Genomic DNA, 25,008 nt, shown 5'->3' on the forward strand with positions numbered 1-25,008 from the left:
CGGTGAGAGGCCCCATGAAGATTTCCATGATTGCCGCCATGGCCCACGACAGGGTGATCGGCAAGGACAACCAGATGCCCTGGCATCTGCCTGCCGATCTGGCTCACTTCAAGCGTGTCACCCTCGGTAAACCGGTATTGATGGGGCGCAAGACCTTCGAATCCATTGGTCGGCCGCTGCCCGGACGGCGCAATCTGGTGATCAGCCGCAACCCCGGCTATCAGGCCGAGGGCATTGAGGTGGTGCGCTCCGTCGAGGCGGCGCTGGCGCTGTTGGCAGGCAGCTCGGTGGAGGAGTTGATGGTGATTGGTGGCGGTCATCTCTATGCCGAGATGTTGCCGAGCGCGGATTGCCTCTATCTGACGCAAATCGATCTAGCGGTGGAGGGGGATACCCGCTTCCCTGCTTTTGACGATGGTCAGTGGCAACGGATTGGGTGCGAGAGCCATCCTGCCGATGAAAAGAACCCGCACCCCTATAGCTTCGAGACCTGGCAGCGCTGCTGACGGACGAATGCTAATGGGCAAAGAACAACAAGGGCATCTTCGGATGCCCTTGTTGTTCTGTTGGGTTTTCAAGACGGGATTAGATGCCTGAGCCGTCGTTCTCGCCATTTTCCTCGTGCAAACCGCACTCGCGCTTGAGGCCGAAGAAGCGGGTCTGCTCCTCGCTCATGCCCGGCTCCCACTTGGCGGTGGTGTGGACATCGCCCACCGACAGGTAGCCCTGCTCCCACAGCGGATGGTAGGGGAGGTCGAACTCCTTGAAGTAGTAGAAGACGTCCTTGTTGCTCCAGTCGATCACCGGCAGGAACTTGAAGCGGCCGCGCTGGATGCCCAGCACCGGCAGCTTGCCACGGCTGCCGGACTGCTCCCGGCGCAGGCCGGAGAACCAAGTCTGGGCCCCCAGCTCACGCAGGGCGCGGTCCATCGGCTCCACCTTGTTGAGCTGGTTGTAGCGGGTGATCCCCTCCACCCCCTGCTCCCACAGGAGGCCAAATCGCGCCTCCTGCCAGGCAGGGCTGAGCTCGGCCCGATAGATCTTCAGGTTGAGCGCGAGGCGCTCGGTCAGCTCGTCGATGAAACGGTAGGTCTCCGGGAACAGATAACCGGTATCGGTCAGCACCACGGGCACGTCGGCCCGCTCGCGGCTTACCAGATGGAGCATCAGCGCCGCCTGAATGCCGAAGCTGGATGAGAGCACATGCTCCCCCGGCAGATTTGCCAGGGCCCAGCGCACTCGCTCGGGGGCACTCATGGTATCCAGCTCCCGGTTGAGGGGGACCAGCGCCTCGACTTGCTCCTCACGGCCGAGGGCTAGCAGCGCCTGCAGGTCAAGGCGGCCATCTTCAGTGACATTAAGCGGCAGATTAAGCGGCATAGAAGTCCCTCGCAGAATCGATAACGGGCGCAATCACCCCAACCCGGATCACGAAGTCGCCGAAGCACTCACCCTGATTTCGCTCGGTGGCCCAGCGGCCGATCAACGCGTCCAGTTCGGCCAGGATCTGCGGCTCGGTGATGTTCTCCTGATAGAGGCGCGGAATGCGGGTGCCTTCCAGGTTGCCCCCCAGATGGAGGTTGTAGCGGCCAGGCGCCTTGCCCACCAGACCCACTTCCGCCAGCATGGCGCGGCCGCAGCCGTTGGGGCAGCCGGTGACCCGGAAGATGATGGCGTCATCTGCCAGCCCATGTTTGGTTAGCAAGCCCTCGATGTCGGTGACAAACGCCGGCAGCATGCGCTCGGCCTCGGCCATCGCCAGCGGGCAGGTGGGCAGGGCCACACAAGCCATGGACTGCTTGCGCTGCTCGCTCACGCCATCATCCAGCAGGCCGTATTGGCGCGCCAGCCCTTCGATGCGGGCTTTCTCGCTGGCAGGTACCCCGGCGATGATCAGGTTCTGGTTGGCGGTCAGGCGGAAGTCACCCTGATGCACTTTGGCGATCTCCAGCATGCCGGTCTTGAGGGGCTTGCCCGGGAAGTCCAGCAGGCGGCCATTCTCGATAAACAGGGTGAGGTGGTGCTTGCCGTCGATCCCCTCGACCCAACCGAAGCGATCGCCCCGGCTGGTGAACTCATAGGGGCGAACCGGCCCGAACTGGATGCCGGCGCGGCTTTCCACCTCGGCCTTGAAGGCCTCCACTCCCACGCGTTCGAGGGTGTACTTGGTCTTGGCGTTCTTGCGGTTGACCCGGTTGCCCCAGTCGCGCTGGGTGCTGACCACGGCGGCCGCCACCTCCAGTACGTGGGAGAGCGGAATAAAGCCAAAGTCGCTCGCCTTGCGCGGGTAGGTGCTGGTGTCGCCGTGGGTCATGGCGAGCCCGCCGCCCACCAGCACGTTGAAGCCCACCAGCTTGCCATGCTCGGCAATGGCCACGAAGTTGAGGTCGTTGGCGTGGATATCCACGTCGTTATGAGGCGGGATCACCACAGTGGTCTTGAATTTGCGCGGCAGGTAGTTGGAGCCCAGGATCGGCTCCTCGTCCTGTCCCAGTTTTTCACCGTCCAGCCAGATTTCCACGTAGGCGCGGGTCTTGGGCAGCAGATGCTCGGAGATCTTCTTGGCCCACTCGTAGGCCTCCTGATGCAGCTCGGACTCCACCGGGTTGCTGGTGCAGAGTACGTTGCGGTTTACGTCGCCTGCGGTGGCGATGGAGTCGATGCCGGTGCTGTTGAGGGTCTGGTGCATCAACTTGATGTCACGCTTCAACACCCCGTGGAACTGGAAGGTCTGACGGGTGGTCAGGCGGATGCTGCCGTAGAGGCTGTGCTCTTCGGCGAACTTGTCGATGATCTGCCACTGGGCCGGGGTGATGATCCCACCCGGCAGGCGGGCACGCAGCATGACGTTGTGCAGCGGCTCCAGCTTCTGGGCGGCGCGCTCCGGGCGGATGTCGCGGTCATCCTGCTGGTACATGCCGTGAAAGCGGATCAGCTGGAAGTTGTCGCCGTTAAAGCCGCCGGTGAGCGGGTCCTGCAGATCTTGCTCTATGGTGCCGCGCAGGAAGTTGCTCTCGCGCTTGAGGCGCTCGTTGTCGGCCAGCGGCCCTTCGACCGGTCCCGCTTTTGGGTGAGAAAGAGGTTGTTTGCTCATCAATAGACATCCCTTTGATAACGTTTGGCACGACGTAATTCGCTCAAATACTCTTCTGCTTCCTCACGGCTCTTGTGACCGTGTTCGGCAATCACTTCCAGCAGGGCCTCCTGCACATCCTTGGCCATCTTGTTGGCGTCACCACACACATAGAAGTGAGCGCCTGCTTCCAGCCACTGGTAGAGCTCAAGCCCTGCCTCGCGCAGGCGGTCCTGCACATAGATCTTGTTGGTCTGATCCCGGCTGAAGGCTAGCGAGATCTTCGACAGCAGCCCCGATTTCACATAACGCTGCCACTCCACCTGATAGAGGAAATCCTGGGTAAAGTGGGGGTTGCCGAAGAAGAGCCAGTTCTTGCCTTCCGCGCCCTGAGCTTCCCGCTCCTGTATAAAGGCGCGGAACGGGGCGATGCCGGTGCCCGGGCCCACCATGATGACGGGGGTATCGGGATTGGCGGGCAGGCGGAAGTTGTCGTTGTGCTCGATGAATACCCGCACCTCGCCATCCTCAATCAGCCGATCCGCAAGATAGGAGGAGGCTGCGCCAGAGCGCACTGTGCCATCTTCCTGTGGGTAGCGCACCACGCCGACGGTCAGGTGCACCTCCTCTTCCACTTCGCTCTGGGCGGAGGCGATGGAGTAGAGGCGCGGGGTGAGGGGTCGCAGCAGGCTGGCCAGCTGCTCGGCCGTGAGCGCGGTCGGGAAGCGTTTCAGTACATCCACCACTTGGGCAGAGGCCACCAGTGCATTGACCTGGGCCTTGTCGCCAGCCAGATCTTTGAGCGCTGCGTTCTCCGATATGTCAGCGAGCCCTGTGATAAAGCCGCCGTGCAGCCGGGTCAGTTCGAAGTGACTGGTCAGTGCGGTGTGCAAGCTGCCGTGGGCCGTGGCTTCATCACCGGAGAGGCCGGTCAGGGCCAGCACTTCCCCCACCAGGTCGGCGTCATTGTCGAACCAGACACCGAGGGCATCCCCCGGCTGATAGGTGAGGCCAGAGTCGGCCAGATTGATCTCGATATGGCGGATATCCTTGGTGGAATCCCGGCCGGTGATCTTCTGATTGACCGACAGGCGGGCAGGGAAGGGGTTCTCCTTGCTGTACGGGCTGTGGCCAACCGCCTGCTGCACCGCGCTGGTCACGCTGCTGCTGGCCGCTCCGGTAGAGAGGGTCGTGGCAATGGCGTTGAGTGCCTGCTCGCTCCAGCTCTTGGCCGCATCCTGATAATCCACATCGAGGCTCGCGAGCTCATAAATCCGCTCGGCCCCTGCTTTGGCGAGGAAGTCGTCAAAATCTTTGCCGGTCTGGCAGAATAATTCGTAGGAGCTGTCACCCAGCCCCAGTACCGCGAACTTGAGGCCGTCCAGCTTGCCAATCTTGCCTTTTTTAAGTTGCTCGAACAGATCGACGGCGCTTTCAGGTGGTTCACCCTCCCCGTAAGTGCTCACTACCACCAGCAGGTGGCTCTCTTTCTTGAGCTGCTTGGGTTTGTAGTCGGCCATCGATGTGAGGGTGACGGGTAGGCCGCGGGCCTCGGCCTGCGCCTTGATGGCAGTGGCGACGCCTTTAGCGTTGCCGGTCTGGGAGCCGTAGAGAATGGTCAGGCTGCCGCTGGGAGCCGCGACTTCTGCGCCTGCGGTCGCAACGGGCTGGACGCCCGCCTGGGAGAGGCCGTAGAGATATCCGCTCACCCAGGCCAGTTGCTGGGTATTGAGGGTCGAGAGTACCTGACCCAGCTGACGTTGCTGCTCGTCAGAGAGGGGGGAGAGGTTGAATGGGGAATCCTTCAATTGCATCACACGCGTCTTCCATGGTCTGATTTTTGGCCAGATTAAAGGGCGTGTTGGATAACAACAAAGAATAAAAATATCTTCTTTATTCCATTATTGAATTTATAAAGTGATTTGGCGGTAAAGGAGATAGAAAAACGCCCCGCAGTTGCGGGGCGTGTTTATTGGCTATCACGCTCGGGATTGACCCAAGGGATGTAGCTAACTTCTGCGGGCCTTATTTCTGCGGACGCAGGGCCGGGAACAGAATGACGTCACGGATGGTGTGGCTGTTGGTGAACAGCATGACCAGACGGTCGATACCGATACCCTGACCGGCAGTCGGCGGCAGGCCGTGTTCCAGTGCGGTGACGAAGTCTGCGTCGTAGAACATGGCTTCGTCGTCGCCTGCTTCTTTCTGATCAACCTGATCCTGGAAGCGCTTGGCCTGATCTTCTGCATCGTTCAGCTCGGAGAAGCCGTTGGCCAGCTCGCGGCCACCGATGAAGAATTCGAAGCGGTCGGTTACATCCGGGTTCACGTCGTTGCGACGGGCCAGCGGAGATACGGCAGCCGGGTACTCGGTGATGAAGGTCGGTTGCAGCAGCATGTGCTCCACGGTCTCTTCGAAGATCGCGGTGATCACGTGGCCCAGCTCCCAGCCCTTCATCAGCTCGATGTGCAGACGCTTGGCAACGGCCTTGGCGCTCTCGAGGGTAGCCAGATCGTCCAGAGTTACATCCGGATTGAACTTCAGGATGGACTCGACCATGGTGAGGCGCTGGAACGGCTGACCGAAATCGATGGTCAGGCCCTCTTCGCCCTCTTTGGCGTAACGGATCTTGGTGTCGCCCAGAATGTCCTGTGCCAGGGTGCGCAGCAGCTCTTCGGTCAGGTCCATCAGATCGATGTAGTCGGCGTAGGCCATGTAGAACTCGATCATGGTGAACTCGGGGTTGTGACGAACCGAGATACCTTCGTTACGGAAGTTGCGGTTGATCTCGTAGACACGCTCGAAACCACCGACCACCAGACGCTTCAGGTAGAGCTCCGGAGCGATACGCAGGTACATGTCGATGTCCAGCGCATTGTGGTGAGTGACGAACGGACGCGCGGAGGCACCACCCGGGATGACTTGCATCATCGGGGTTTCCACTTCCATGAAGCGCTTTTCGTTGAAGAACTTGCGGATACCGGCAACCACCTGGGTGCGGATCATGAAGGTCTTGCGGGACTCTTCGTTGGCGATCAGATCCAGGTAGCGCTGGCGGCAGCGAGCTTCCTGGTCGGTCAGGCCTTTGTGCTTCTCGGGCAGCGGACGCAGCGCCTTGGTCAGCAGGCGGATATCGGAAACGTGAACGGAGAGCTCACCGGTCTGGGTCTTGAACAGGGTACCTTCGACACCCACGATGTCGCCCAGATCCCACTTCTTGAACTGCTCGTTGTAGAAACCTTCCGGCAGGTCGTCACGGGTGACGTAGACCTGGATCTTGCCGGCCATGTCCTGCAGGGTGGCGAAAGAAGCCTTGCCCATGATCCGGCGGGTCATGATGCGACCGGCAATCTTCACCCGTTTACCCAGGCTCGTCAGCTCCTCGGCGCTTTTGTCGTCGAACTCTGCGTGCAGATCGCCAGAGAGGCTGTCGCGACGGAAGTCGTTGGGGAAAGGATTACCCTGGGCGCGCAGGGCGGCCAGCTTGGAACGACGCTCGGTCATCTCGTTGTTGAGTTCGAGAGTTTGGTCGACTTCCGGAGTGATGGTTTGTTCAGACATGGTGATTCCTGCTTGTTTACAGACCTGATTTCAGGCTGGCTTCGATAAACTTGTCCAAGTCACCGTCGAGCACCGATTGGGTATTACGGGTTTCGACGCCGGTGCGCAGATCCTTGATACGGGAGTCATCCAGCACATAGGAACGGATCTGGCTGCCCCAACCGATATCAGACTTGGTCTCTTCCAGGGCTTGTTTCTCAGCGTTCTGCTTCTGAATTTCCAGCTCGTAGAGCTTGGCTTTCAGCTGCTTCATACACTGGTCTTTGTTTTTGTGCTGGGAACGGTCGTTCTGGCACTGTACCACGACACCGGTCGGAACGTGGGTAATACGCACCGCGGATTCGGTTCGGTTAACGTGCTGACCACCGGCACCGGAGGCGCGGTAGACGTCGATCCGCAGATCCGCCGGGTTGATCTCGATATCGATATCGTCGTCGATCTCGGGGTAGACGAACACAGAACAGAAGGAGGTGTGACGACGGCCACCGGAATCGAACGGGGACTTGCGAACCAGACGGTGTACGCCGGTTTCGGTACGCAGCCAGCCGAACGCATATTCGCCGGTGAACTTGATGGTGGCGGATTTGATACCGGCCACGTCGCCTTCGGAGCATTCAATCAGCTCGGGCTTGTAGCCGTGGGCATCGCCCCAGCGCAGGTACATGCGCAGTACCATGTTGGCCCAATCCTGTGCTTCGGTACCACCGGAGCCGGACTGGATGTCGATATAGCAGTCGGAGCCGTCGTGCTGACCGGAGAACATGCGGCGGAACTCGAGATCCACCAGCTTGGCTTCCAGCTGTTCGGATTCGGCGATGGCTTCGTTGAAGGTCTCTTCGTCTTCCCCTTCCACGGCCAGGCTCACCAGCATCTCGACGTCATCCACGCCCTGGGTCAGGGTGTCGATGGTGCCGACCACGTTTTCCAGCGCAACGCGCTCTTTGCCCAGCGCCTGTGCGCGCTCGGGTTCATTCCATACGTCCGGCTGTTCCAGCTCGGCGTTGACCTCTTCTAGACGCTCTTTCTTGGCGTCATAGTCAAAGGTACCCCCTAAGAAGCTCGGTCCGCTCAGACAGCTCCTTAAGTTTATTTAATACGGGATTAACTTCGAACATCGTGAAAACTCTCAGGGTCGATGTGATTTAAAAACGGGATATTCTAGCCAATTGTGGAAGGAATAAACAGGGTTGCCTTGGCTTGTGCGGCTCATGCCGTCAATTTCTGGTGCACTTTTCTCCACCTCGGTAGAAAATATCGCCCGCAGACCCATTTTCAGGTTCAGTTTTGGCCATTCGGGTCGCTAATGACTACGTGTAGTGTTGTGCAATTTAGGGAAAAACCCGCTCCTCACCTCAATAAGAAGAACACATGATGAAAAACCTGTCACTCAAGCAGAAGATACTGTTGTCAGTGGTGATCGCCCTTTCGTTGGTGATTTTGTTGCTCTCCTGGCAGAGCTATAGCAGCCAGAAATCCCTGTTGCTGCAAGGCAGCCAGGAGCAGTTGCAACGGCTGGGTACCCAGCAGACCGAGCGTGTCAGCGACTGGCTCGCAGCACGTCGTGACGTGATCCAGGCGCTCGGCAACAAGGCCGGTGCAGACCCCCTCAATGCCTTGCAACAGGCACAAGTTTCCGGCCGTTTCCAGCTCACTTATTTCGGTGAGAGCAGCGGCAAGATGAATGACTCCGATCCCTCCATCAACCGCGATGGCTACGACCCGCGCTCCCGTGGCTGGTATCAGGAGGCGATGAGCAAAGGTGGCCTGATTGTCACCAAGCCCTATCTCGATGTGGCTTACAACATCATGGTGGTGACCCTGGCCCAGCCGGTTTCTGGCGGGGTAGTCGGTGGTGACCTCTCCATCGCCTCGCTGGTGGAAGACGTGACCAAGATGCAGCTGCCTGCCGACGGCTTCGCAATCATGATGCATAAAGATGGCACCATCATCGCCTACAAGGATGCCGCCAAGGCGATGAAACCGGCCAGCGAGATCGACAACGATCTGACCAACGCGCTGATCGAGCAGAGCAAGTCGAGCAAGGATCTGGTTCCTGCCTACTTCGACAACGAAGGTCGCGACAAGCTGCTGTGGGCAGCTGATATCCCCGACACGGATTGGGAACTGGTGCTGGTGCTGGACAAGGCCGCGCTGGAAGCGCCGCTCTCCTCCCTGCTGATGACCCAGCTGGGGATGGCGCTGCTGGTGCTGGTGGGTAGCATCCTCGCTATCTCCTGGCTGGTAAGCATGCTGCTTGGCCCGCTCACCAAGGTATCCCAAGCGCTGGCACGCATTGCCGATGGCAACGGCGATCTGACCCAGCGCATCAAGATCGACGCCAACGACGAAGTGGGCCAACTGGCCAACAGCTTCAACCGTTTCGTCGGCAGTCAGCATCAGCTGATCGGCAATATCCGCCAGCTGGCCAACGAGTTGAACGCCGATGCCGAGCGCAGTCTGGTGACCAACCAGGCCGCGGTGGACGAGCTGCAGCGTCAGCAGCAGGAGGTGACCATGGTCGCCACGGCAGTCACCGAGATGGCGAGCGCCACCATGGAGATCGCCGGCAACGCCGAGAACACCGCCGCCGCTGCCCAGCAATCTGCCCAGAGCAGTGAGCAGGGCAAGATGCTGGTCAACAAGACCCGCCAGTCTATCAATGGTCTGGCTGAAGAGGTGGGGCAGGCGACCGAGGTGATCGGCGAGCTGAGCCGTCACGCGCAGGCCATCACCAGCATCCTCTCCACCATTCAGGGGATTGCCGAGCAGACCAACCTGCTGGCGTTGAACGCAGCCATCGAAGCTGCCCGTGCCGGTGAGCAGGGTCGTGGTTTTGCGGTGGTAGCTGACGAGGTGCGGGTGCTGTCGCGCCGTACCCAGGACTCCACCCAGCAGATCCAGTCCACCATCGAGACCCTGCAACAGACCACTGCCCGTGCGGTGAGTCTGATGCAGACCAGTCAGGGGCTAGCGGACAACAGCGTGCAGGATGCCGATCAGGCGGTGCGCGCGCTGGAAGAGATCACCAGCGCCATCTCCCTCATCTCCGACATGGCGGGTCAGATCGCCACTGCCGCCGAGGAGCAGACCCAGGTGACCGGCGAGATCACCCAGAACACCACCGCCATCAAGGATGTGAGTGACGAGATCACCGCATCTGCCATGCGCGATCTGGATCAGGCCCACAGCCTTAAAGGGCGTGCTGCTGACCTGAATCAGCAGGTGTCGACCTTTATCCTGTAAGGTGCAACTCACGGCCTGTTCCGGCTGAGATAAACAAGCCCCGCACTCTGTCGAGTGCGGGGCTTTTTGTTGTTCGGGGGAGTGCGGGATGTGGGGGTTCCGGGTTGCTTGCGGGTCACCCAGGTGGCGGATACGAGCCCCGGCTCTGCCTGCGTCAGCTGGCGAGTAGAGAACTAACAAAGAGCCCACCGAAAGGTGGGCTCTGATCATATACGTCTGACGGAAAGGGAATTACAGGAATGGCATAGCCATAAACAGCTTGATCACCATGGCGTTGATGATGTCGATAAAGAAGGCGCCCACCATGGGCACCACCAGAAACGCCAGGTGGGAGGGACCGAAGCGCTGGGTGATGGCCTGCATGTTGGCAATCGCGGTTGGGGTGGCCCCGAGGCCAAAGCCACAGTGACCTGCCGCCAGCACGGCCGCATCGTAATTTTTGCCCATCACCCGGAAGGTGACGAAGATGGCGTAGAGCGCCATCGCCACTGTCTGGGCGGCCAGCAGGATGAAGATGGGCAGCGCCAGGCTGGCCAGATCCCACAGTTTCAGGCTCATCAGTGCCATGGCGAGGAACAGCGACAGGCTGACGTTGCCCAGCAGGGAGACCTCGCGATCGCTCACCTCATGCCAGTTCAGCAGGGTCAGGACGTTGCGCAGCAGCACGCCGACAAACAGCACGCAGACAAAGATCGGCAGCTCGAAGGCGCCCCCTTTGAGCGAGGCGGAGAGCAGCTCGCCTCCCTTGAGGCTGATGGCGATCAGCGCCAGCGTCTCGATGACGCTGAAAGTGGTGAGGGGGCGCTCCATGTCGGGCATTTCGAAGCCCTGTGGGGCCTCATCCTGATTGTGCTCCTCACCGGGCACCTGCACTTTCTTCACCAGATAGCGAGCGACGGGACCACCGATCAGGCCGCCCAGCACCAGACCGAAGGTGGCACAGGCGATGGCGAGCTCAGCGGCGGATTGCACCCCGTATTTCTCGGAGAAGGTAGCGCTCCAGGCTGCCCCGGTGCCGTGGCCGCCGGAGAGTGTGATGGAGCCTGCCAGCAGCCCCATGTGGGGATCCAGACCGAGCAGGGTCGCCAGACCGACACCCAGACTGTTCTGTACCAGCAGCAGGCCGGTGACCACCATCAGGAAGGTAACCACCGCCTTGCCGCCGCGTTTCAGGCTGGCGAGATCGGCGGAGAGACCGATGGAGGCGAAGAAGGCCAGCATCAGCGGGGTTTGCAGGCTGGTATCAAATTGCAGCTCCATCTGCAGGGTGGAGCGCAGCAGTAGCAGTACCAGCGCGACCACCAGGCCGCCGGCTACCGGTTTGGGGATGTTGAAGGTACGCAGCAGCCCGACTCGGGTAACCAACACCCGGCCAAGCAGCAATACCAGAGTGGCAGCGACCAGCGTTGCGTAGGAATCAAGTTGTAACATTCAGTACTCCCATGTTGATTGGCTGTGTCTTTCATAGCAAAAGACTTACAGATTCAGCCGGGATGAAAACAGTGTGGCTTATGTGCCAGCAAAGAAGGGGAAACATCTCCCCGCCCCAGGAAAGATGGGGCTTGTGCGGGCCTGAAATGCTCAGGCATCCAGATGAGATTTTAGTAAAATCCGGCAGATTGTAGCAAAAAGCATCGTTTAATTCCATCTTTGTCGTATTAATGCTCGTTTTAGTGGTTTATTGTGACATTTAACACTATGTAGGTAGAGGGCAGAAAAGCCGAAAAGGGTGCATGGAACGGCTGTCATTTAGGGCGCCAGTCTCTATAATTCGCCGGTTTCCGCTGCACGCAGAGGCGCTGGCGGGCGTTGACATTGTGGTTCACCCAAACATGGTTCATGTTTTGGCGGTGTTCACTTCATCAAGAGGAGAGGGTGTGAAGAAGTCTATCTACATTGCCTACACAGGCGGCACCATTGGGATGCAGCGTTCCGATCACGGCTACGTGCCGATGGCGGGCTTTATGGAAGACTGTCTGGCGCGGATGCCCGAGTTCCACCGCCCCGAGATGCCGGATTACCATATCCACGAATATGCGCCCCTCATCGACTCCTCCGACATGACCCCGGCGGACTGGCAGCGCATCGCCGAGGATATTCGCGACAACTACGAGAAATACGATGGCTTTGTGATCCTGCATGGCACCGACACCATGTCGTTCACCGCCTCGGCGCTCTCCTTCATGCTGGAAGACCTGCACAAGCCGGTCATCATCACCGGCTCCCAGATCCCGCTCGCCGAGCTGCGCTCCGACGGTCAGCAGAACCTGCTCAACGCCCTCTATATCGCGGCCAACTACCCGATCCACGAGGTGACGCTGTTCTTCAACAACCAGCTCTATCGCGGCAACCGCAGCAAGAAGGTGCACGCCGACGGCTTCCACGCCTTCGACTCCCCCAACTATCCGCCGCTGCTCAATGCCGGGATCGCCATCTCGCTGGAAGCGGGCGAGTTGGGTGTGCCCTCCGAGCGGCCGCTGGTGCTGCACGACATCACCCCCCAGCCCATCGGCGTGGTGACCCTCTATCCGGGGATCTCCAGTGAGGTGATCGCCAATATCCTGCAACAGCCGGTGAAGGCGCTGATCCTGCTGTCATTCGGGGTCGGCAATGCGCCGCAGAACCCGGCCATGCTGACGCTGCTCTCCGAGGCCTCGGCCCGCGGCGTCATCATCGTCAACTTGAGCCAGTGCCTGCACGGCAAGGTCAATATGGGGGGCTATGCTACCGGCAACGCCCTGTCGCGGGCCGGGGTGATCTCGGGCTTTGACATGACTGCCGAGGCAGCACTCACCAAGCTGCACTTCCTGCTGAGTCAGGACTTGCCCTCCCACCGCATTCGCGAGCTGATGCAGCAGTCCCTGCGTGGGGAGCTGACTCCCTGATAACCCTCGCGGTAGGGTGCAATAAGCGCAGCGCATTGCACCGGTGACGAGGGGTGATAAGTTAGGAAAAAAGAGGGGAGCCATCATGGCTCCCCTCTCTGTTGTGGCCGCCGCGAGCGGCCTGCCGGGTCAGGTTCAGTGGTTGAGGTCGACCCGTACTATCTCTTCCTCGTCGCGATACTGACGCTTGAGCTCGCTCTTGCTCTTCATCACGATCTCGCCGTCACGACCTATGTTCATGTGCTCGGGGTTGTCGAGATGCATCGCCTGCCAGGCCATCACGGCTTGCAGCGACGTGGCCTTCTGCTCGTCGGTCAGGGGCTTGCCATCGGGCCACTTGCCCAGCTCGACTGCGGTCTTGAGCCGCTCGTACACCTCTGCGGGCATCTGCCTGATTGCTTGTAAAAACTCACCCTGTTGAAACGACATCCGGCCTTCTCCTTGAACTATTGAGCCATAAACTTCGGGGTCAGCCCGGCAGCTCCTGGCGGGCTATGCCGGTAGATCCTGGCGGACTACGCCAGCCATCTGCTCCATCACCCTCACTACCTGACAACTGTACCCGAACTCGTTGTCATACCATACGTAGAGCACGTAGTGATCCCCCTCGGCGATGGTCGCCTGGGAGTCGACGATGCCCGCATAACGGGAACCTACCATGTCGGAGGAGACCAGCTCGGTGCTGGCGCTGAAGTCAATCTGGCGGTGCAGGGCCGAGCTTAACGCCATCTGCTGCAGATAGGCGTTGAGGCTCTCCCGATCGGTGGCCTGCTCCAGCGACAGATTGATAATCGCCAGCGACACATTGGGGGTCGGCACCCGGATGGCGTTGCCGGTCAGCTTGCCCTTGAGCTCGGGCAGCGCCTTGGCCACCGCCTTGGCGGCGCCGGTGCTGGTCATCACCATATTGAGAGCTGCGCTGCGACCGCGGCGCTCGCCTTTGTGATAGTTGTCGATGAGGTTCTGATCGTTGGTGTAGGAGTGGACCGTCTCCACGTGGCCGTGGCGGATGCCGAACCGCTCCTGCATCACCTTGAGCACCGGGGTGATGGCGTTGGTGGTACAGGAGGCGGCGGAGATGATCCTGTCACCCGGGCCTATCACCTCATGGTTGACCCCGAACACCACGTTTTTCATCTCCCCTTTGCCGGGGGCGGTCAGCAACACCTTGCCGGCACCGCGCGCCTTCAAGTGCTCGGAGAGGCCAGCCTCGTCACGCCAGACGCCGGTGTTGTCGACGATCAGCGCATCGTGAATACCGTAAGCGGTGTAGTCGATGTCGGCCGGGCTATTGGCGTAGATCACCTGAATGAAGGTGCCGTTGGCGATGATGGCGCTGCGCTCCACATCCACCTCGATGGAGCCATTGAAGGGGCCGTGCACCGAGTCGCGGCGCAGCAGGCTGGCGCGTTTTTCCAGATCTCCATCGCGACCACCGCGTACCACGATGGCGCGCAGGCGCAGCGGATTGGCGGCGCCGGTGCGCTCGATCAGCAGGCGGGCCAGCAGGCGGCCGATACGGCCAAAGCCGTAGAGCACCACGTCGGTCGGCTGCGGCATCTGGCTGCGGCCAAGGGCCGGTGCCAGTCGCGCTTGCAGATAGTCCTCGATCCCCGCTTCATCCTGATGCTCCTGCCAGTAGCCGACTGCCAGCTTGCCAAGGTCAACCTCGGCGGCGGTGGGTTTGAGGGCAACGATGGCCTGAAGCAGGGGGAAGCTTTGCTGGATGGGGAGGGGAGCGCCCTGGTGGCGGCGGACGACCCGGTGGGCCTTGAGGATATCGATGGTGGAGGCGTTTTGCAGCGGGCGGCCGTAGAGGGTGATCTCGACCCCTTGTTGTCGGTAGAGGCGACCAATCAAGGGCTGCATGGCTTCGGCGAGCTCCTGGCTCTCCTGCCACGCTTGCAAGTAGTGCTCGTGGGTCATTGACCAGATCCTTTATTTCACGTTGTTGGTGTAAATAGAAAATTCGTCGAATGCAGATCAGTGTAGGGGTGTATATTTCGTTATATTATTCTGCAGTCGCGGCCTTATATGGCGCGCGCATTGTAATGGATATGTAACCGGTTTGCTAGCCGGAGGTGGCCCGTAAAGGCGCCAGTTGTTACCAACCCGCGTTACCAACAAGATGTGAACCATGGCCAATTTCCCCCTGCGACAGACCTTCATCATGCTTTCAGTCGGCCTTGCCGTGGCTGGCTGCAATGACGATCGGATCCACAATATCTGCAGCAACCATGCCGAGCTCTGTCAGGATCTGGTGGACGATGGCTGGTGCCGCTACGAGCGTACCGATGTGATCCGCAGTCGCTTCTATCTCAAGGAGGAGGGGACGGATCGGCGAAAGTATGAGCTGATGCGCAACCTTGAGCGCTATCTCAAATGTGCCGAGCGTTCCACCAGCATTGAATACAAGAATGCCCGCGAGCAGAAGAGTCCACGGGTAGAGGGCATGCTGGCGGCCGGGGAGCAGCTGGCCCAGCTCGATGCGGCGACTCGCAATTCGCAAGATCCCTACCTGCTGCTCTGGCACTGGACCAACAACACCAACGAGCTGGCTCGTCAGCAGTTTATGGCGCTGGAAGGCACCAAGGCGCTGGATGAACCCGAGCTGCAACTGGCGCTCGGCGGTATCTACGCCAAGAGCGACCCCGAAAAGGCCATTGCCACCCTGCAGCACGGGCTCTCCCTCTATCAGGAGGGGGACAAGGTGAATAGCCGCATGTTCACCTCCCTCAGCACCCTCTATATGGGCCAGAAACAGTACGGGCTGGCCTATCTGTGGGGCAAGGTGAGCGAGTCGTTTCAGGATAGCCCCGAGGTCTCAGCCAAGCGTTTTGGCATCTACCACACCCTGAGCAAGACAGAGCAGGATGGCTACGATGTGCGGGCGGCCGAAATTGTCGAGCAGCTCAAGCATGGCAACTACCGGCCCTGAGGCAGTGATGACGATGCTCTCCCCGGCCAGCTGCTGGCCCAATCCGTTCGATCTCTCTTTCATTCATGGCGAGGTACGTACCGATGGCCGCACCCTGGAGCGCCTCACGGTGCGTGCCGTAGTACTCCATGGCGACGAGTTGCTGCTGGTTCACTCCCGGGTTAACGGTGATCTGATGTTTCCTGGCGGCGGCGTTGAAGCGGGGGAAAACCACCATGTGGCGCTGGCCCGCGAGCTGAAGGAGGAGTGCGGTGCCGAGTTGCTGGAAGTAGGGACCCTGCTTGGCGAGACCCGTGAATATCGCGCCGCCCGCGAGCCGGGGTTCGATGCCTACTGCATTCGCTCGCTCTACTACTTGTGCCGGATTGGCGATCAGCTGGTGGCCCCGCAGCCGCAGCCCTACGAGATCCGCCTAGGCTTCGTGCCCGGCTGGTTTGCCCTCGACGAGGCGCTGCAGACCAACAAGACCCAGCTGGCGGGGCCCTGTCCCCAGTGGACGGCGCGAGAGACCCGGGTGCTGGCCCAGCTGCAACGCTGGCATCAGCAGGGGATCTTCGACCACGGCTACTGAAGTAGATCAAGCAGCAACGGTCAGTGACACCAACAAAAAGAGCGCCAATAGGCGCTCTTTTTCATTGCGAGGGTGGCAGTTACTTGGCCACTCTGTCGTGCGAGATCATTTGACCTCTTCGCCCTTGGCTTGCAGATCAGCATGGTAGGAGGAGCGAACGAAAGGACCACAGGCGGCGTGGGTAAAGCCCAGCTCCATGGCGACATCTTTCAGCTCGTCAAACTCTGCTGGCGGCACGTAGCGCTTGACCGGCAGGTGGTGGCGGCTTGGCTGCAGATATTGACCCAGGGTCAGCATGTTGACGCCGTGGGCGCGCAGATCCTTGAGCACCTCGACGATCTCTTCGTTGGTCTCGCCAAGGCCCATCATCAGACCGGACTTGGTCGGTACGTGGGGGTGCATCTCTTTGATGCGGCGCAGCAGCTCCAGCGACCACTTGTAGTCGGCACCCGGGCGGGCGACGCGATACATGCGCGGCGCGGTTTCCAGGTTGTGGTTGAAGACATCCGGCGGGGTTTCGCGGAACACCTCCAGCGCCTGCTCCATCCGGCCACGGAAGTCCGGAGTCAGGATCTCGATGCGGGTCTGCGGGCTGTGCTCGCGGATCTCGCGGATGCAGTCGGCGAAGTGCTGGGCACCGCCGTCGCGCAGATCGTCGCGGTCCACCGAGGTGATCACCACATACTTGAGGTTCATCTCCTTGATGGTCAGCGCCAGCTTCTTCGGCTCTTCCGGATCGAGTGCCAGCGGGCGGCCGTGGGCCACGTCGCAGAAGGGGCAACGGCGGGTGCAGATGGCGCCCATGATCATGAAGGTGGCGGTGCCGTGGTTGAAGCACTCCGCCAGATTGGGGCAGGAGGCCTCTTCACAGACCGAGTGCAGCTTGTTTTTGCGCAAGGTGCTCTTGATGTGTTCGATCTTCTGGCTGGAGGGGGGCAGCTTGATCCGCATCCAGTCCGGCTTGCGAAGGAGTTCTTCGTTGGGATCCGGCATGAATTTCACCGGGATCAGGGCCATCTTGTCGCCATCGCGCAGCTTGACGCCCGGCTCCATACGAACGGGTTTGCTCATGATTCACTCTCGGTGTTTGTTATTGTTTGATAGCCAATCAGGCGGGCCAGCTCGGCCACCAGAATGGATTGCGCCTCGGCCACGCTCTGCGGGCCGCCCAGAGCGCTGGTCTGGGTCATGGCCATGCCCGCATAGCCGCACGGATTGATGTGCAGGAAGGGGGTCATGTCCATGTTGATGTTGAGGGCCAGCCCGTGGAACGAGCATCCCTTGCGGATGCGCAGACCCAGCGAGGCCAGTTTTGCCTCCATGCCAAGGTCATTTTTCACATAGACCCCGGGGGCATCGGCCTTGGCATAGGCCTGGATATCGCTTTTGGCGAGGGTGTTGATGATGGCTGTCTCCAGCGCGGTCACCAGCTCGCGAACCGAGAATTTGCAGCGGCGGACATCCACCAGTACGTAGAGCACCAGCTGGCCCGGGCCGTGATAGGTCACCTGACCGCCGCGATCGCTCTGCACCACCGGGATATTGCCCGGATTGAGCAGGTGTTCGGCCTTGCCGGCCTGGCCCTGGGTGTAGACGGGATCGTGCTCGACCACCCAGAACTCGTCCGGGGTGTCGCTGGTGCGGTTGTCGGTGAAGGCTTTCATGGCGTCCCATACCGGCTGGTAGGGGCGGCGACCCAGCTGCCTGACAATCAGGCTGGACTGGGCGGGGATCTGGGATGACATGGCGTCCTCGCGGCGTGCTGCGGCCAAAAACAGTCGCCCCGCAGAACGGGGCGAGAGAGAAATTACAGTACGTATTTCACCAGCTCGATCTTGCCAAGGGCGTGGTACATCGCTTCGATGTGCTCTTTGCTCTGGGCAGTCACGGTCACGCGGACCGAGTGGTAGTTGCCCTTGGAGCTGGGCTGGACGGTTGGGCTATAGGTGCCGGGGGCGTGCTGCTGCAGCACTTCAACCACCATTTCCGGCAGTGCCGGGTCGGCAACGCCGAGTACCTTGAACGGGAATTTGCAGGGAAACTCCAGCAGTTCATCAAACTTGGTATTCATTTACTCACCTTTTGCGTCATCACCGGGATGACTTCATCTTGGATGGCTAGTGGCCGATGGCCCGTGGAGGCCGCCATTTCAAGTCTATATGGGCACGGCTCATAACTATATGGGCGCTGCCCGGACCGGGATCAAGGCCAGGATCGGTCAGACAAGGATGGAAGTGCTGCTTTTTACCACAAATCAGGGTAAGGCGGAACCTGCAGTTTACAGGGTTATTCACTGCTTTTGTCCGTCACAGACAGCAGCGGCGCCTGTTGGCGCCGCTGTTTGGTGAGGATTGTGCGTTGGATTACTTGAACCAGCTGGTGACCAGCAGTACCAGGTAGTCCCACAGACGGCTCATCAAGCCACCTTCCTGCACCTCTTCCAGGGCGACCAGCGGCACCTGCTTGATCTCTTTGTCGCCCTGCTTCAGGAACACGGTACCGACGCGCTGACCCTTGGCCAGCGGCGCTTTCAGCTCGCTGTCGAGCTGGAAGTCAGCCTTCAGGTTGTTGCCCTGGCCGCGGGTGACCAGCACGGAGACATCTTTGTCGACGCCCAGTTTCACTTCCGGTTTGTCGCCCATCCAGATCTTCTGGGTGACCAGCTCGGTGCCTGCCTTGTACGGGGTCAGGCTCTGGAAGAAGCGGAAGCCGTAGGTGAGCAGTTTTTTGCTCTCGGCGGCGCGGGAGGCTTCGCTGCTGGCGCCCAGTACCACGGCGATCAGGCGCATGCCTTCGTTGTTGGTGGCAGAGGAGACCAGGTTATAGCCGACCTGGCTGACGTGGCCGGTCTTGATGCCATCCACCTGCAGGGATTGATCCCACAGCAGGCGGTTGCGGTTGTGCTGGGTGATGCCGTTGAACACGAAAGACTTCTGGGAGTAGATCTTGTACTCCTCCGGCAGGTCGCGGATCAGCGCCTGACCCAGACGGGCCATGTCGTGAGCGGTACTGTAGTGACCTTCCGCATCCAGACCGTGCGGGTTCATGAAGTGGCTGTCATTCATGCCGAGCTTGGCGGCCCAGCTGTTCATCAGGCTGGCGAAGGAGTCGGTGCTGCCCGCCAGGAACTCGGCCATGGCGACGCAGGCGTCGTTGCCGGACTGGATGATGATGCCCTTGTTGAGATCATCGACGGAGACTTGCTTGCCCACCTCGATAAACATCTTGGAGGAGTCGGAGTAGTTCTTGGACCAGGCGTTCTGGCTGATGGTCACCATGTCGGTGCGCTTGATGTTCCCCTTCAGCAGCTCCTGGCCGATGATGTAGGAGGTCATCATCTTGGTCAGACTGGCAGGCGGCAGACGCTCTTCGGCGTTCTGCTCGGCCAGCACCTGACCTGAGTAGTAATCGATCAGAATATGAGCCTTGGCGGAGATCTCCGGCGCGGCGGGAACCACCATGGGCATGGCATTCGGGGTCGGTGTCGGCACCGGCGTATTGGCCTGGGCGGTTACGCTGATCAGTGAGGCCAGAAGAACTGAACGGGCAAATTTGGACATCTTGAAATTCCTGCGAGCCAGATGGGGATAAAATGCGGGCCTAACTATACCAGATGCGCCCGCAGGTTATAGCCCGAGATGGCGATCAGAACTGGTTTTTTATCCATCACTCACTGTCATCACGCCATAAAACGACGTGATGACAGTGAGTAAGCGGTTAGTCACATCCGCAGCAAAGGGGGGCGATCAGGGCACGATAAAGGCCTGTTCCAGCCCGCCCTGACGTACTTTTTCCAGCACACTTGCCTGCTGGTCGGCGGCGACCGGGCCAATCAGTACCCGGAAAATGGCGCCATGGGCATCGATTCGGTAGGGGACGCCGTAACGCTGGGTCATCACCTTGCCCATCGCCTCGGCCCGATCCCGGGAGCCGCTGGCCAGTACCTGGATCATCTTGCCATCCCCACTGCTGGCGGGCGCCGCAGCCTTGGCTGGTGCTGGCTTGACAGGTGCCGCTTTGGCGGGCTTGGCGGCGGGCGTCTTGACGGGAGCGGGTTCGGCAGCGGGAGTGGCCATCGCCAGTGCGGTTGGTTCACCCAGGAAGCCATCTTGCGACAGCATGTTGGAGGCCGCAGCCGGAGTGGTCGGGGTCATCTCGATGGGCTTCATCGGCTCCATGATCACCATCTGATCCGGAGTGTCGCTGATCAGCTCCAGCCGTACTCGGGCCTCACCGCTGTCGACCATCTCCAGCTGCTTGGCCGCTGCGTAGGAGAGGTCGATCAGGCGCGGGCTGTTGAACGGACCGCGATCGTTGACCCGCACTATGGTTTCCAGCCCGTTGTCCAGATTGGTGACCCGCACATAGCTAGGGATGGGCAGGTTGCGGTGGGCGGCACTGAACAGCTTGCTGTCCAGCACATCGCCGTTGGCGGTCTTCTGGCCGTCCAGATCCGGCGATAGCCAGCTGGCGGTGCCCTCTTCGCTGTAGTGTTTGATGTCGCGCCACACCTCGTGCTTCTGCTTGCCGATCCAGTAGTCCCGGTTGCCGCTGGCACTCAGGGGCTCGGGGCGCGGAATGGCGCCGGTGGCTTGCGGGATCTCGATAACGGGTGGCTTGCTGACCGGTGCTTGCGGCTCGACGGGGGCGCTCTGTTCCGGCTGGCTGCTACAGGCGGCCAGCAACAAGCTCAGGCTGAGCGGGAGGAGTTTGTGACGAAGATGCATACGCTTCCTGAATGGCTTGGCTAAGTTGATACACCGCCATCGCATAGAGTGGGCTGCGATTGTAACGGGTGATCACATAAAAGTTATGCCGTGCGACCCAGTATTCCGGTCCATCGGCTTGGGCAAACGCCAGCAACTTGACCGGCGTCTGTGGGGCCAGCGGCGTGGCGAGCTCAATCCCTGCCGCCGCCAGTTCTGACCACTGTTGTGTTAACTCGGGCTCAGGCCTGAGTAGAGGTTCGACTGCCATCAACCCGATCTGGGCCGGTTCCACCACGGATTCGCCCCAGCGCCACTGGTGGCTGGCAAAATAGTTGGCCACGCTGCCGATGGCATCGACCGGGTTGGCAAACAGATCCCGCTTGCCATCCCCGTCAAAATCGACGGCGTAGTGGCGGTAGCTGGAGGGCATGAACTGCCCCATCCCCATGGCGCCGGCATAGGAGCCCTGGAGGGTATCGAGTTGCCACCCTTCCTCTTTGGCCAGCACCACCAGCTGGGCAAACTCCTTGGCAAAGAAGTCCGCCCGCTCCGGGTAGTGAAACCCCAGGGTGTAGAGGCTATCGAGCACCGGATGACGGCCCATCTGGCGACCGTAGAAGGTCTCGACTCCGATGATGGCCACGATGAGCGAGGCGGGCACCCGATAGGTCTGCTCCGCGCGGGCCAGTGTCTCGGCATGTTGCTGCCAGAACTGCTGGCCGTCACGGATCCGATCCGGGGTAACGAACAGCGGCCGGTAGCGATGCCAGGGTTTGGCTTCCCACGGCTTGCTGATGGTGTCGAGCACCTCCTGCCGTAATTGGGCGCGGGCGACGGCCGCCTGCAGCTCCGCCAGCGGCACCTGCTGCTGGTCGGCGAGCAGGGCCAACCGATCCGGCGACACGGCGGCGGTCGCCATCGTGGTGGCGAGCGAGAGCAGCAATCCAACCCGTCTCATCAGGCGAGCAGTCTTCTATGAGTCTGGATGGACATCAGTATGCCAAAGCCGGCCATCAGGGTCACCATGGAGGTGCCGCCATAGCTCACCAGCGGCAGGGGCACCCCTACCACCGGCAAGATGCCGCTCACCATGCCCATGTTGACGAACACATAGACGAAGAAGGTGAGGGTGATGGCGCCGCCCAGCAGTCGCTCGAAGCTGTTCTGGGCCTGCATCGAGATAAACAGGCAACGACTGATGACGTAGAGGTAGAGCACCAGCAGCAGGGCAACCCCCACCAGACCGAACTCCTCGCTGAATACTGCGAAGATAAAGTCGGTATGCCGTTCTGGTAAAAATTCAAGCTGGGACTGGGTCCCTTGCAACCACCCCTTGCCAAAGACGCCGCCGGAGCCGATGGCAATCTTGGACTGGATGATGTGATAGCCGCGACCGAGCGGGTCCTTCTCCGGGTCGAGCAGCATCAGCACCCGCTGGCGCTGGTAGTCGTGCATCAGGAAGAACCAGAGCACTGGCATAAAGGCCAGCATCAGCAGGACCGCCAAGCCGATCAGCCACCAGCTGAGCCCCGCCAGGAAGATGACGAAGAAGCCGGAGGCGGCCACCAGAATGGAGGTGCCAAGGTCAGGCTGGGCGGCGATCAGCAGGGTGGGTAGCAGCACCATGATGAGGGCGATCACCACATGGCTGAACTTGGGGGGCAGCGAGTGGCGACTGAGCCAGGCGGCCACCATGATCGGCATGGAGAGCTTCATCACCTCGGAGGGCTGGAACTTCATAAAGCCCAGATCGAGCCAGCGCTGGGCCCCCTTGCCGATGTGGCCGAACACGTCCACCGCAATCAGCATCAGCACCACCACGGCGAACAGCGGCACCGACCAGCGGGCGTAGAGGGAGGGGGGCAGTTGGGCCAGGCCGATCATCAGAGCAAAGGCGAGACCGCCGCGCACCAGCTGGCGCACGATGGAGTCCATATCCTGACCGGAGGCGGAGTAGAGCACCACCATGGAGAGGGTCATCACGGCCAGCAGACCGAGCAGCAGGGGCAAGTCGATATGCAGCTTGTACCAGATGCTCTGCTGGCGGGCAGAATTACTCATTGGGAGCGACCTCACTCGGTTGGGACGGCTTTTCCGGTGCCGGTGGCAGTTGCGGATCAGGGGGCAGCAGATAGGCATCCAGCATCTGGCGTGCAATGGGCGATGCAGCTCGACCACCACCACCTCCGATGGAGTTTTCCAGTACCAGAGCTACCACCGCTTTGGGTGCCTCGAAGGGGGCATAAGCAACGAACAAAGCGTTATCGCGATGCTCCGCCTTGACCGTCTTGATGTTGTAAACCTGATTTTCCTTCAAACCGACTACCTGGGCTGTGCCCGATTTGCCGCCTGAGGAGTAAGGCGCCTTGGCAAACGAGTGACGGCCACTGCCTTCACTGCCATGGTTGACTCGCCACATCCCATCCTGCGCCACTTTCCAGAAGCTGTCGTTATTGAGCTTGAGGGCGATATTGGGGTTGATGGGGGCATCGACCACCCCCGCCTGGGAGGCTGTACTCTTGAGCAGGTGCGGGGTGACGTCGTGACCATTCTGGGTCAGGATGCTGATCGCCTTGGCCAGTTGGAGCGGGGTGGCGCTCCAGTAGCCCTGACCGATACCGACAGAGATGGTGTCACCCTGATACCAGGGCTGGCGCCAACGGGCCATCTTCCAGTCACGGGACGGCATGACCCCCTTGGTCTCTTCATAGAGATCGACCCCGGTGTACTGACCGAAGCCAAACTTGGTCATGTAGCTGTGGATCTTGTCGATGCCGACTCGATAGGCGAGATCGTAGAAGTAGGTATCTGCCGAGACCTCGATGGCGCGATAGACGTCGAGCCAGCCATGACCCCAGCGGCGCCAGTCGCGAAATTTCTTGGTGGTACCGGGAATGGAGAAGCTCGGGCCGCCGAAATAGCGGTAGCCCGGGGTTATGGCCCCCTCGTTGAGACCCATGATGGACATCATGGGCTTGACGGTGGAGGCAGGGGCATAAATGCCCTGAGTGGTGCGGTTCACCAGCGGCCGCGCCGGATCGTTGAGCAGCGCCGAGTAGTTGGCGCTGGAGATGCCGGTCACGAACAGGTTGGGGTCATAGCTGGGGCTCGACTCCAGGGCCAGGATAGCGCCGGTTTTCGGGTCCATCATCACGATGGCTCCGCGCTGGCCAGCCAGCAGTTGCTGGGCCTTGAGCTGCATCCGGACGTCGATATTGAGGTAGATATCCTTGCCCGGAATAGGTGGCTGGAACTTGAGGGTGCGGACAATCCGGCCGCGGTTGTTCACCTCGACCTCCTGATAGCCCGCCACACCGTGCAGCTCATCTTCGTAATACTTCTCCACCCCCTGCTTGCCGATATCCTTGGTGGCCGCGTAGTTGGCGAGTTTTTCTTCCTTCTCGAGGCGCTCTACGTCACGGGTGTTGATCTTGGCCACATAGCCCAAAGCATGGGTGAGGGTGTCACCAAACGGGTAGTAGCGCTTGAGGTAGGCCTCGATGCTGGCGCCCGGGTAGTTATGCTGGTTGACCGAGAAGAGGGCCACCTGATATTCGGTCAGCTTCTCGTAGAGGGGGACCGGCTTGAAGCGGCGCTGGCGCTTCACTTCGGCGAGGAACTTCTCCTTGGTGCCCTCCGGCAGACCCAGCAGGGTGATCAGCTGGTCGGCGGTTTTTTCGAGATCTTTGGTCTCTTCCGGCACGATTTCCAGACTGTAGACCGGGCGGTTTTCCGCCAGCAGCACACCGTTGGTGTCATAGATGAGGCCCCGTGGTGGCGCCACCGGTACCACGCGGATACGGTTGGAGTTGGAGCGAGTCTGGTAGGTGTCGTAGGACTCGACCTGCAGATAATAGAGATTGCCCAGCAGCACCAGCATCAGCACGACGATGCCGATGTAGGCTACCAGGGTGCGCCGGAAGAACAGATTGCCCTCGGCACTGTGATCGCGCATTTCGATGCGTTGTTTCAGCATGCCTTTACCTCAAGACCCTTGGGGGCAATAAGAGCAGGAACTGCATTGTTCA

General features: G+C 60.5%; 21 protein-coding genes. 5 read left to right on the forward strand and 16 right to left on the reverse strand.

Translation table 11 applies throughout. From position 1 onward, the window contains the following. Window positions 1–14 precede the first annotated feature (14 nt). A complete protein-coding gene (folA, locus tag AB5Y76_RS04090) occupies window positions 15–506 on the forward strand; it encodes a type 3 dihydrofolate reductase (protein ID WP_204482676.1) in 492 nt (163 codons plus the stop codon). Between the two features lie 79 nt (window positions 507–585). Here folA and AB5Y76_RS04095 read toward each other — a convergent pair whose 3' ends face one another. The 5 genes from AB5Y76_RS04095 to prfB all read right to left on the reverse strand — a co-directional run bounded on the left by AB5Y76_RS04095 (window position 586) and on the right by prfB (window position 7,749). Next, a complete protein-coding gene (locus AB5Y76_RS04095) occupies window positions 586–1,380 on the reverse strand; it encodes a phosphoadenylyl-sulfate reductase (protein WP_139398908.1) in 795 nt (264 codons plus the stop codon). Then, a complete protein-coding gene (gene cysI, locus AB5Y76_RS04100) occupies window positions 1,370–3,094 on the reverse strand; it encodes an assimilatory sulfite reductase (NADPH) hemoprotein subunit (protein ID WP_167565020.1) in 1,725 nt (574 codons plus the stop codon). The genes AB5Y76_RS04095 and cysI overlap by 11 nt, the downstream gene beginning before the upstream one ends. Then, complete coding sequence (locus AB5Y76_RS04105) at window positions 3,094–4,887, reverse strand: assimilatory sulfite reductase (NADPH) flavoprotein subunit (RefSeq protein ID WP_263716977.1); 1,794 nt, start codon at window positions 4,885–4,887, stop codon at window positions 3,094–3,096. The genes cysI and AB5Y76_RS04105 overlap by 1 nt, the downstream gene beginning before the upstream one ends. A 211-nt stretch (window positions 4,888–5,098) precedes the next feature. Next, a complete protein-coding gene (lysS, locus tag AB5Y76_RS04110; RefSeq protein WP_005335201.1) occupies window positions 5,099–6,634 on the reverse strand; it encodes a lysine--tRNA ligase in 1,536 nt (511 codons plus the stop codon). 16 nt (window positions 6,635–6,650) lie between these two features. Next, a protein-coding gene (prfB, locus tag AB5Y76_RS04115) for a peptide chain release factor 2 (RefSeq protein WP_100645262.1) occupies window positions 6,651–7,749 on the reverse strand; the annotation gives its coding sequence in 2 pieces (ribosomal slippage) (window positions 6,651–7,673 and window positions 7,675–7,749; 1,098 coding nt in all). Window positions 7,750–8,005: 256 nt separating this feature from the next. On the opposite strand from prfB, the gene AB5Y76_RS04120 reads away from it, so the two are divergent. Further along, window positions 8,006–9,877: a methyl-accepting chemotaxis protein gene (locus tag AB5Y76_RS04120; RefSeq protein ID WP_263717029.1), complete on the forward strand. Its 1,872-nt coding sequence runs from the start codon at window positions 8,006–8,008 to the stop codon at window positions 9,875–9,877. Between the two features lie 231 nt (window positions 9,878–10,108). Here AB5Y76_RS04120 and gltS read toward each other — a convergent pair whose 3' ends face one another. Next, window positions 10,109–11,308: a sodium/glutamate symporter gene (gene gltS / locus AB5Y76_RS04125; RefSeq protein WP_005348115.1), complete on the reverse strand. Its 1,200-nt coding sequence runs from the start codon at window positions 11,306–11,308 to the stop codon at window positions 10,109–10,111. A gap of 446 nt (window positions 11,309–11,754) precedes the next feature. Between gltS and ansA the strand changes: the two genes are divergently transcribed. Continuing rightward, window positions 11,755–12,762 carry an asparaginase gene (gene ansA / locus AB5Y76_RS04130; protein ID WP_263716976.1) on the forward strand — a complete coding sequence of 336 codons (1,008 nt, stop codon included), beginning with the start codon at window positions 11,755–11,757 and terminating at the stop codon, window positions 12,760–12,762. Window positions 12,763–12,897: 135 nt separating this feature from the next. Here the strand turns inward: ansA and AB5Y76_RS04135 are convergent, their stop codons facing one another. Both AB5Y76_RS04135 and AB5Y76_RS04140 read right to left on the reverse strand, forming a co-directional pair. Then, a complete protein-coding gene (locus AB5Y76_RS04135) occupies window positions 12,898–13,191 on the reverse strand; it encodes a YeaC family protein (protein WP_011707127.1) in 294 nt (97 codons plus the stop codon). A 63-nt stretch (window positions 13,192–13,254) separates the two neighbouring features. After that, complete coding sequence (locus tag AB5Y76_RS04140) at window positions 13,255–14,688, reverse strand: glyceraldehyde-3-phosphate dehydrogenase (protein WP_263716975.1); 1,434 nt, start codon at window positions 14,686–14,688, stop codon at window positions 13,255–13,257. A gap of 211 nt (window positions 14,689–14,899) precedes the next feature. Here AB5Y76_RS04140 and AB5Y76_RS04145 point away from each other — a divergent pair, with 211 nt between their 5' ends. Together AB5Y76_RS04145 and AB5Y76_RS04150 are read left to right on the forward strand one after the other, a co-directional pair. Beyond that, window positions 14,900–15,700, forward strand: coding sequence for a DUF2989 domain-containing protein (locus AB5Y76_RS04145; RefSeq protein ID WP_263716974.1), 801 nt, complete (start codon window positions 14,900–14,902; stop codon window positions 15,698–15,700). 7 nt (window positions 15,701–15,707) lie between these two features. Continuing rightward, window positions 15,708–16,271 carry an NUDIX hydrolase gene (locus AB5Y76_RS04150; protein WP_263716973.1) on the forward strand — a complete coding sequence of 188 codons (564 nt, stop codon included), beginning with the start codon at window positions 15,708–15,710 and terminating at the stop codon, window positions 16,269–16,271. A 105-nt stretch (window positions 16,272–16,376) separates the two neighbouring features. On the opposite strand, the gene lipA is transcribed toward AB5Y76_RS04150, so the two are convergent. The 8 genes from lipA to mrdA all read right to left on the reverse strand — a co-directional run bounded on the left by lipA (window position 16,377) and on the right by mrdA (window position 24,956). After that, on the reverse strand, window positions 16,377–17,342 hold the full coding sequence (gene lipA / locus AB5Y76_RS04155; protein WP_005335190.1) for a lipoyl synthase: 966 nt from the start codon (window positions 17,340–17,342) through the stop codon (window positions 16,377–16,379). Continuing rightward, window positions 17,339–18,016, reverse strand: coding sequence for a lipoyl(octanoyl) transferase LipB (lipB, locus tag AB5Y76_RS04160; RefSeq protein ID WP_040066806.1), 678 nt, complete (start codon window positions 18,014–18,016; stop codon window positions 17,339–17,341). The genes lipA and lipB overlap by 4 nt, the downstream gene beginning before the upstream one ends. A gap of 62 nt (window positions 18,017–18,078) precedes the next feature. Then, window positions 18,079–18,342, reverse strand: coding sequence for a DUF493 family protein YbeD (gene ybeD / locus AB5Y76_RS04165; protein WP_005335178.1), 264 nt, complete (start codon window positions 18,340–18,342; stop codon window positions 18,079–18,081). Between the two features lie 292 nt (window positions 18,343–18,634). Beyond that, window positions 18,635–19,831 carry a D-alanyl-D-alanine carboxypeptidase family protein gene (locus tag AB5Y76_RS04170; protein ID WP_005335176.1) on the reverse strand — a complete coding sequence of 399 codons (1,197 nt, stop codon included), beginning with the start codon at window positions 19,829–19,831 and terminating at the stop codon, window positions 18,635–18,637. Window positions 19,832–20,017: 186 nt separating this feature from the next. Continuing rightward, entirely contained in the window at window positions 20,018–20,998 is a 981-nt protein-coding gene (locus AB5Y76_RS04175) for a septal ring lytic transglycosylase RlpA family protein (protein WP_201949663.1), read from the reverse strand. Further along, entirely contained in the window at window positions 20,940–21,938 is a 999-nt protein-coding gene (gene mltB / locus AB5Y76_RS04180; RefSeq protein WP_263716961.1) for a lytic murein transglycosylase B, read from the reverse strand. Before mltB ends, AB5Y76_RS04175 begins: the two co-directional genes overlap by 59 nt. Beyond that, window positions 21,938–23,041, reverse strand: coding sequence for a rod shape-determining protein RodA (rodA, locus tag AB5Y76_RS04185; protein WP_005335170.1), 1,104 nt, complete (start codon window positions 23,039–23,041; stop codon window positions 21,938–21,940). The genes mltB and rodA overlap by 1 nt, the downstream gene beginning before the upstream one ends. After that, window positions 23,034–24,956: a penicillin-binding protein 2 gene (gene mrdA / locus AB5Y76_RS04190; protein ID WP_263716960.1), complete on the reverse strand. Its 1,923-nt coding sequence runs from the start codon at window positions 24,954–24,956 to the stop codon at window positions 23,034–23,036. The genes rodA and mrdA overlap by 8 nt, the downstream gene beginning before the upstream one ends. Window positions 24,957–25,008: the final 52 nt, after the last annotated feature.

It is taken from the genome of Aeromonas sp. R1-2 (assembly GCF_040908505.1).
Classification (GTDB): domain Bacteria; phylum Pseudomonadota; class Gammaproteobacteria; order Enterobacterales; family Aeromonadaceae; genus Aeromonas; species Aeromonas veronii.

What these genes read in the sequence shown, in the direction of transcription:
- mrdA (WP_263716960.1), bottom strand. Translation starts at nt 24,956, where the DNA reads ATGCTGAAACAACGCATCGAAATGCGCGATCACAGTGCCGAGGGCAAT.
- AB5Y76_RS04140 (WP_263716975.1), bottom strand. Translation starts at nt 14,688, where the DNA reads ATGACCCACGAGCACTACTTGCAAGCGTGGCAGGAGAGCCAGGAGCTC.
- AB5Y76_RS04135 (WP_011707127.1), bottom strand. Translation starts at nt 13,191, where the DNA reads ATGTCGTTTCAACAGGGTGAGTTTTTACAAGCAATCAGGCAGATGCCC.
- gltS (WP_005348115.1), bottom strand. Translation starts at nt 11,308, where the DNA reads ATGTTACAACTTGATTCCTACGCAACGCTGGTCGCTGCCACTCTGGTA.
- cysI (WP_167565020.1), bottom strand. Translation starts at nt 3,094, where the DNA reads ATGAGCAAACAACCTCTTTCTCACCCAAAAGCGGGACCGGTCGAAGGG.
- AB5Y76_RS04145 (WP_263716974.1), top strand. Translation starts at nt 14,900, where the DNA reads ATGGCCAATTTCCCCCTGCGACAGACCTTCATCATGCTTTCAGTCGGC.
- AB5Y76_RS04095 (WP_139398908.1), bottom strand. Translation starts at nt 1,380, where the DNA reads ATGCCGCTTAATCTGCCGCTTAATGTCACTGAAGATGGCCGCCTTGAC.
- AB5Y76_RS04150 (WP_263716973.1), top strand. Translation starts at nt 15,708, where the DNA reads ATGACGATGCTCTCCCCGGCCAGCTGCTGGCCCAATCCGTTCGATCTC.
- ybeD (WP_005335178.1), bottom strand. Translation starts at nt 18,342, where the DNA reads ATGAATACCAAGTTTGATGAACTGCTGGAGTTTCCCTGCAAATTCCCG.
- AB5Y76_RS04105 (WP_263716977.1), bottom strand. Translation starts at nt 4,887, where the DNA reads ATGCAATTGAAGGATTCCCCATTCAACCTCTCCCCCCTCTCTGACGAG.
- mltB (WP_263716961.1), bottom strand. Translation starts at nt 21,938, where the DNA reads ATGAGACGGGTTGGATTGCTGCTCTCGCTCGCCACCACGATGGCGACC.
- folA (WP_204482676.1), top strand. Translation starts at nt 15, where the DNA reads ATGAAGATTTCCATGATTGCCGCCATGGCCCACGACAGGGTGATCGGC.
- AB5Y76_RS04175 (WP_201949663.1), bottom strand. Translation starts at nt 20,998, where the DNA reads ATGCATCTTCGTCACAAACTCCTCCCGCTCAGCCTGAGCTTGTTGCTG.
- lysS (WP_005335201.1), bottom strand. Translation starts at nt 6,634, where the DNA reads ATGTCTGAACAAACCATCACTCCGGAAGTCGACCAAACTCTCGAACTC.
- lipA (WP_005335190.1), bottom strand. Translation starts at nt 17,342, where the DNA reads ATGAGCAAACCCGTTCGTATGGAGCCGGGCGTCAAGCTGCGCGATGGC.
- lipB (WP_040066806.1), bottom strand. Translation starts at nt 18,016, where the DNA reads ATGTCATCCCAGATCCCCGCCCAGTCCAGCCTGATTGTCAGGCAGCTG.
- AB5Y76_RS04170 (WP_005335176.1), bottom strand. Translation starts at nt 19,831, where the DNA reads ATGTCCAAATTTGCCCGTTCAGTTCTTCTGGCCTCACTGATCAGCGTA.
- AB5Y76_RS04120 (WP_263717029.1), top strand. Translation starts at nt 8,006, where the DNA reads ATGAAAAACCTGTCACTCAAGCAGAAGATACTGTTGTCAGTGGTGATC.
- rodA (WP_005335170.1), bottom strand. Translation starts at nt 23,041, where the DNA reads ATGAGTAATTCTGCCCGCCAGCAGAGCATCTGGTACAAGCTGCATATC.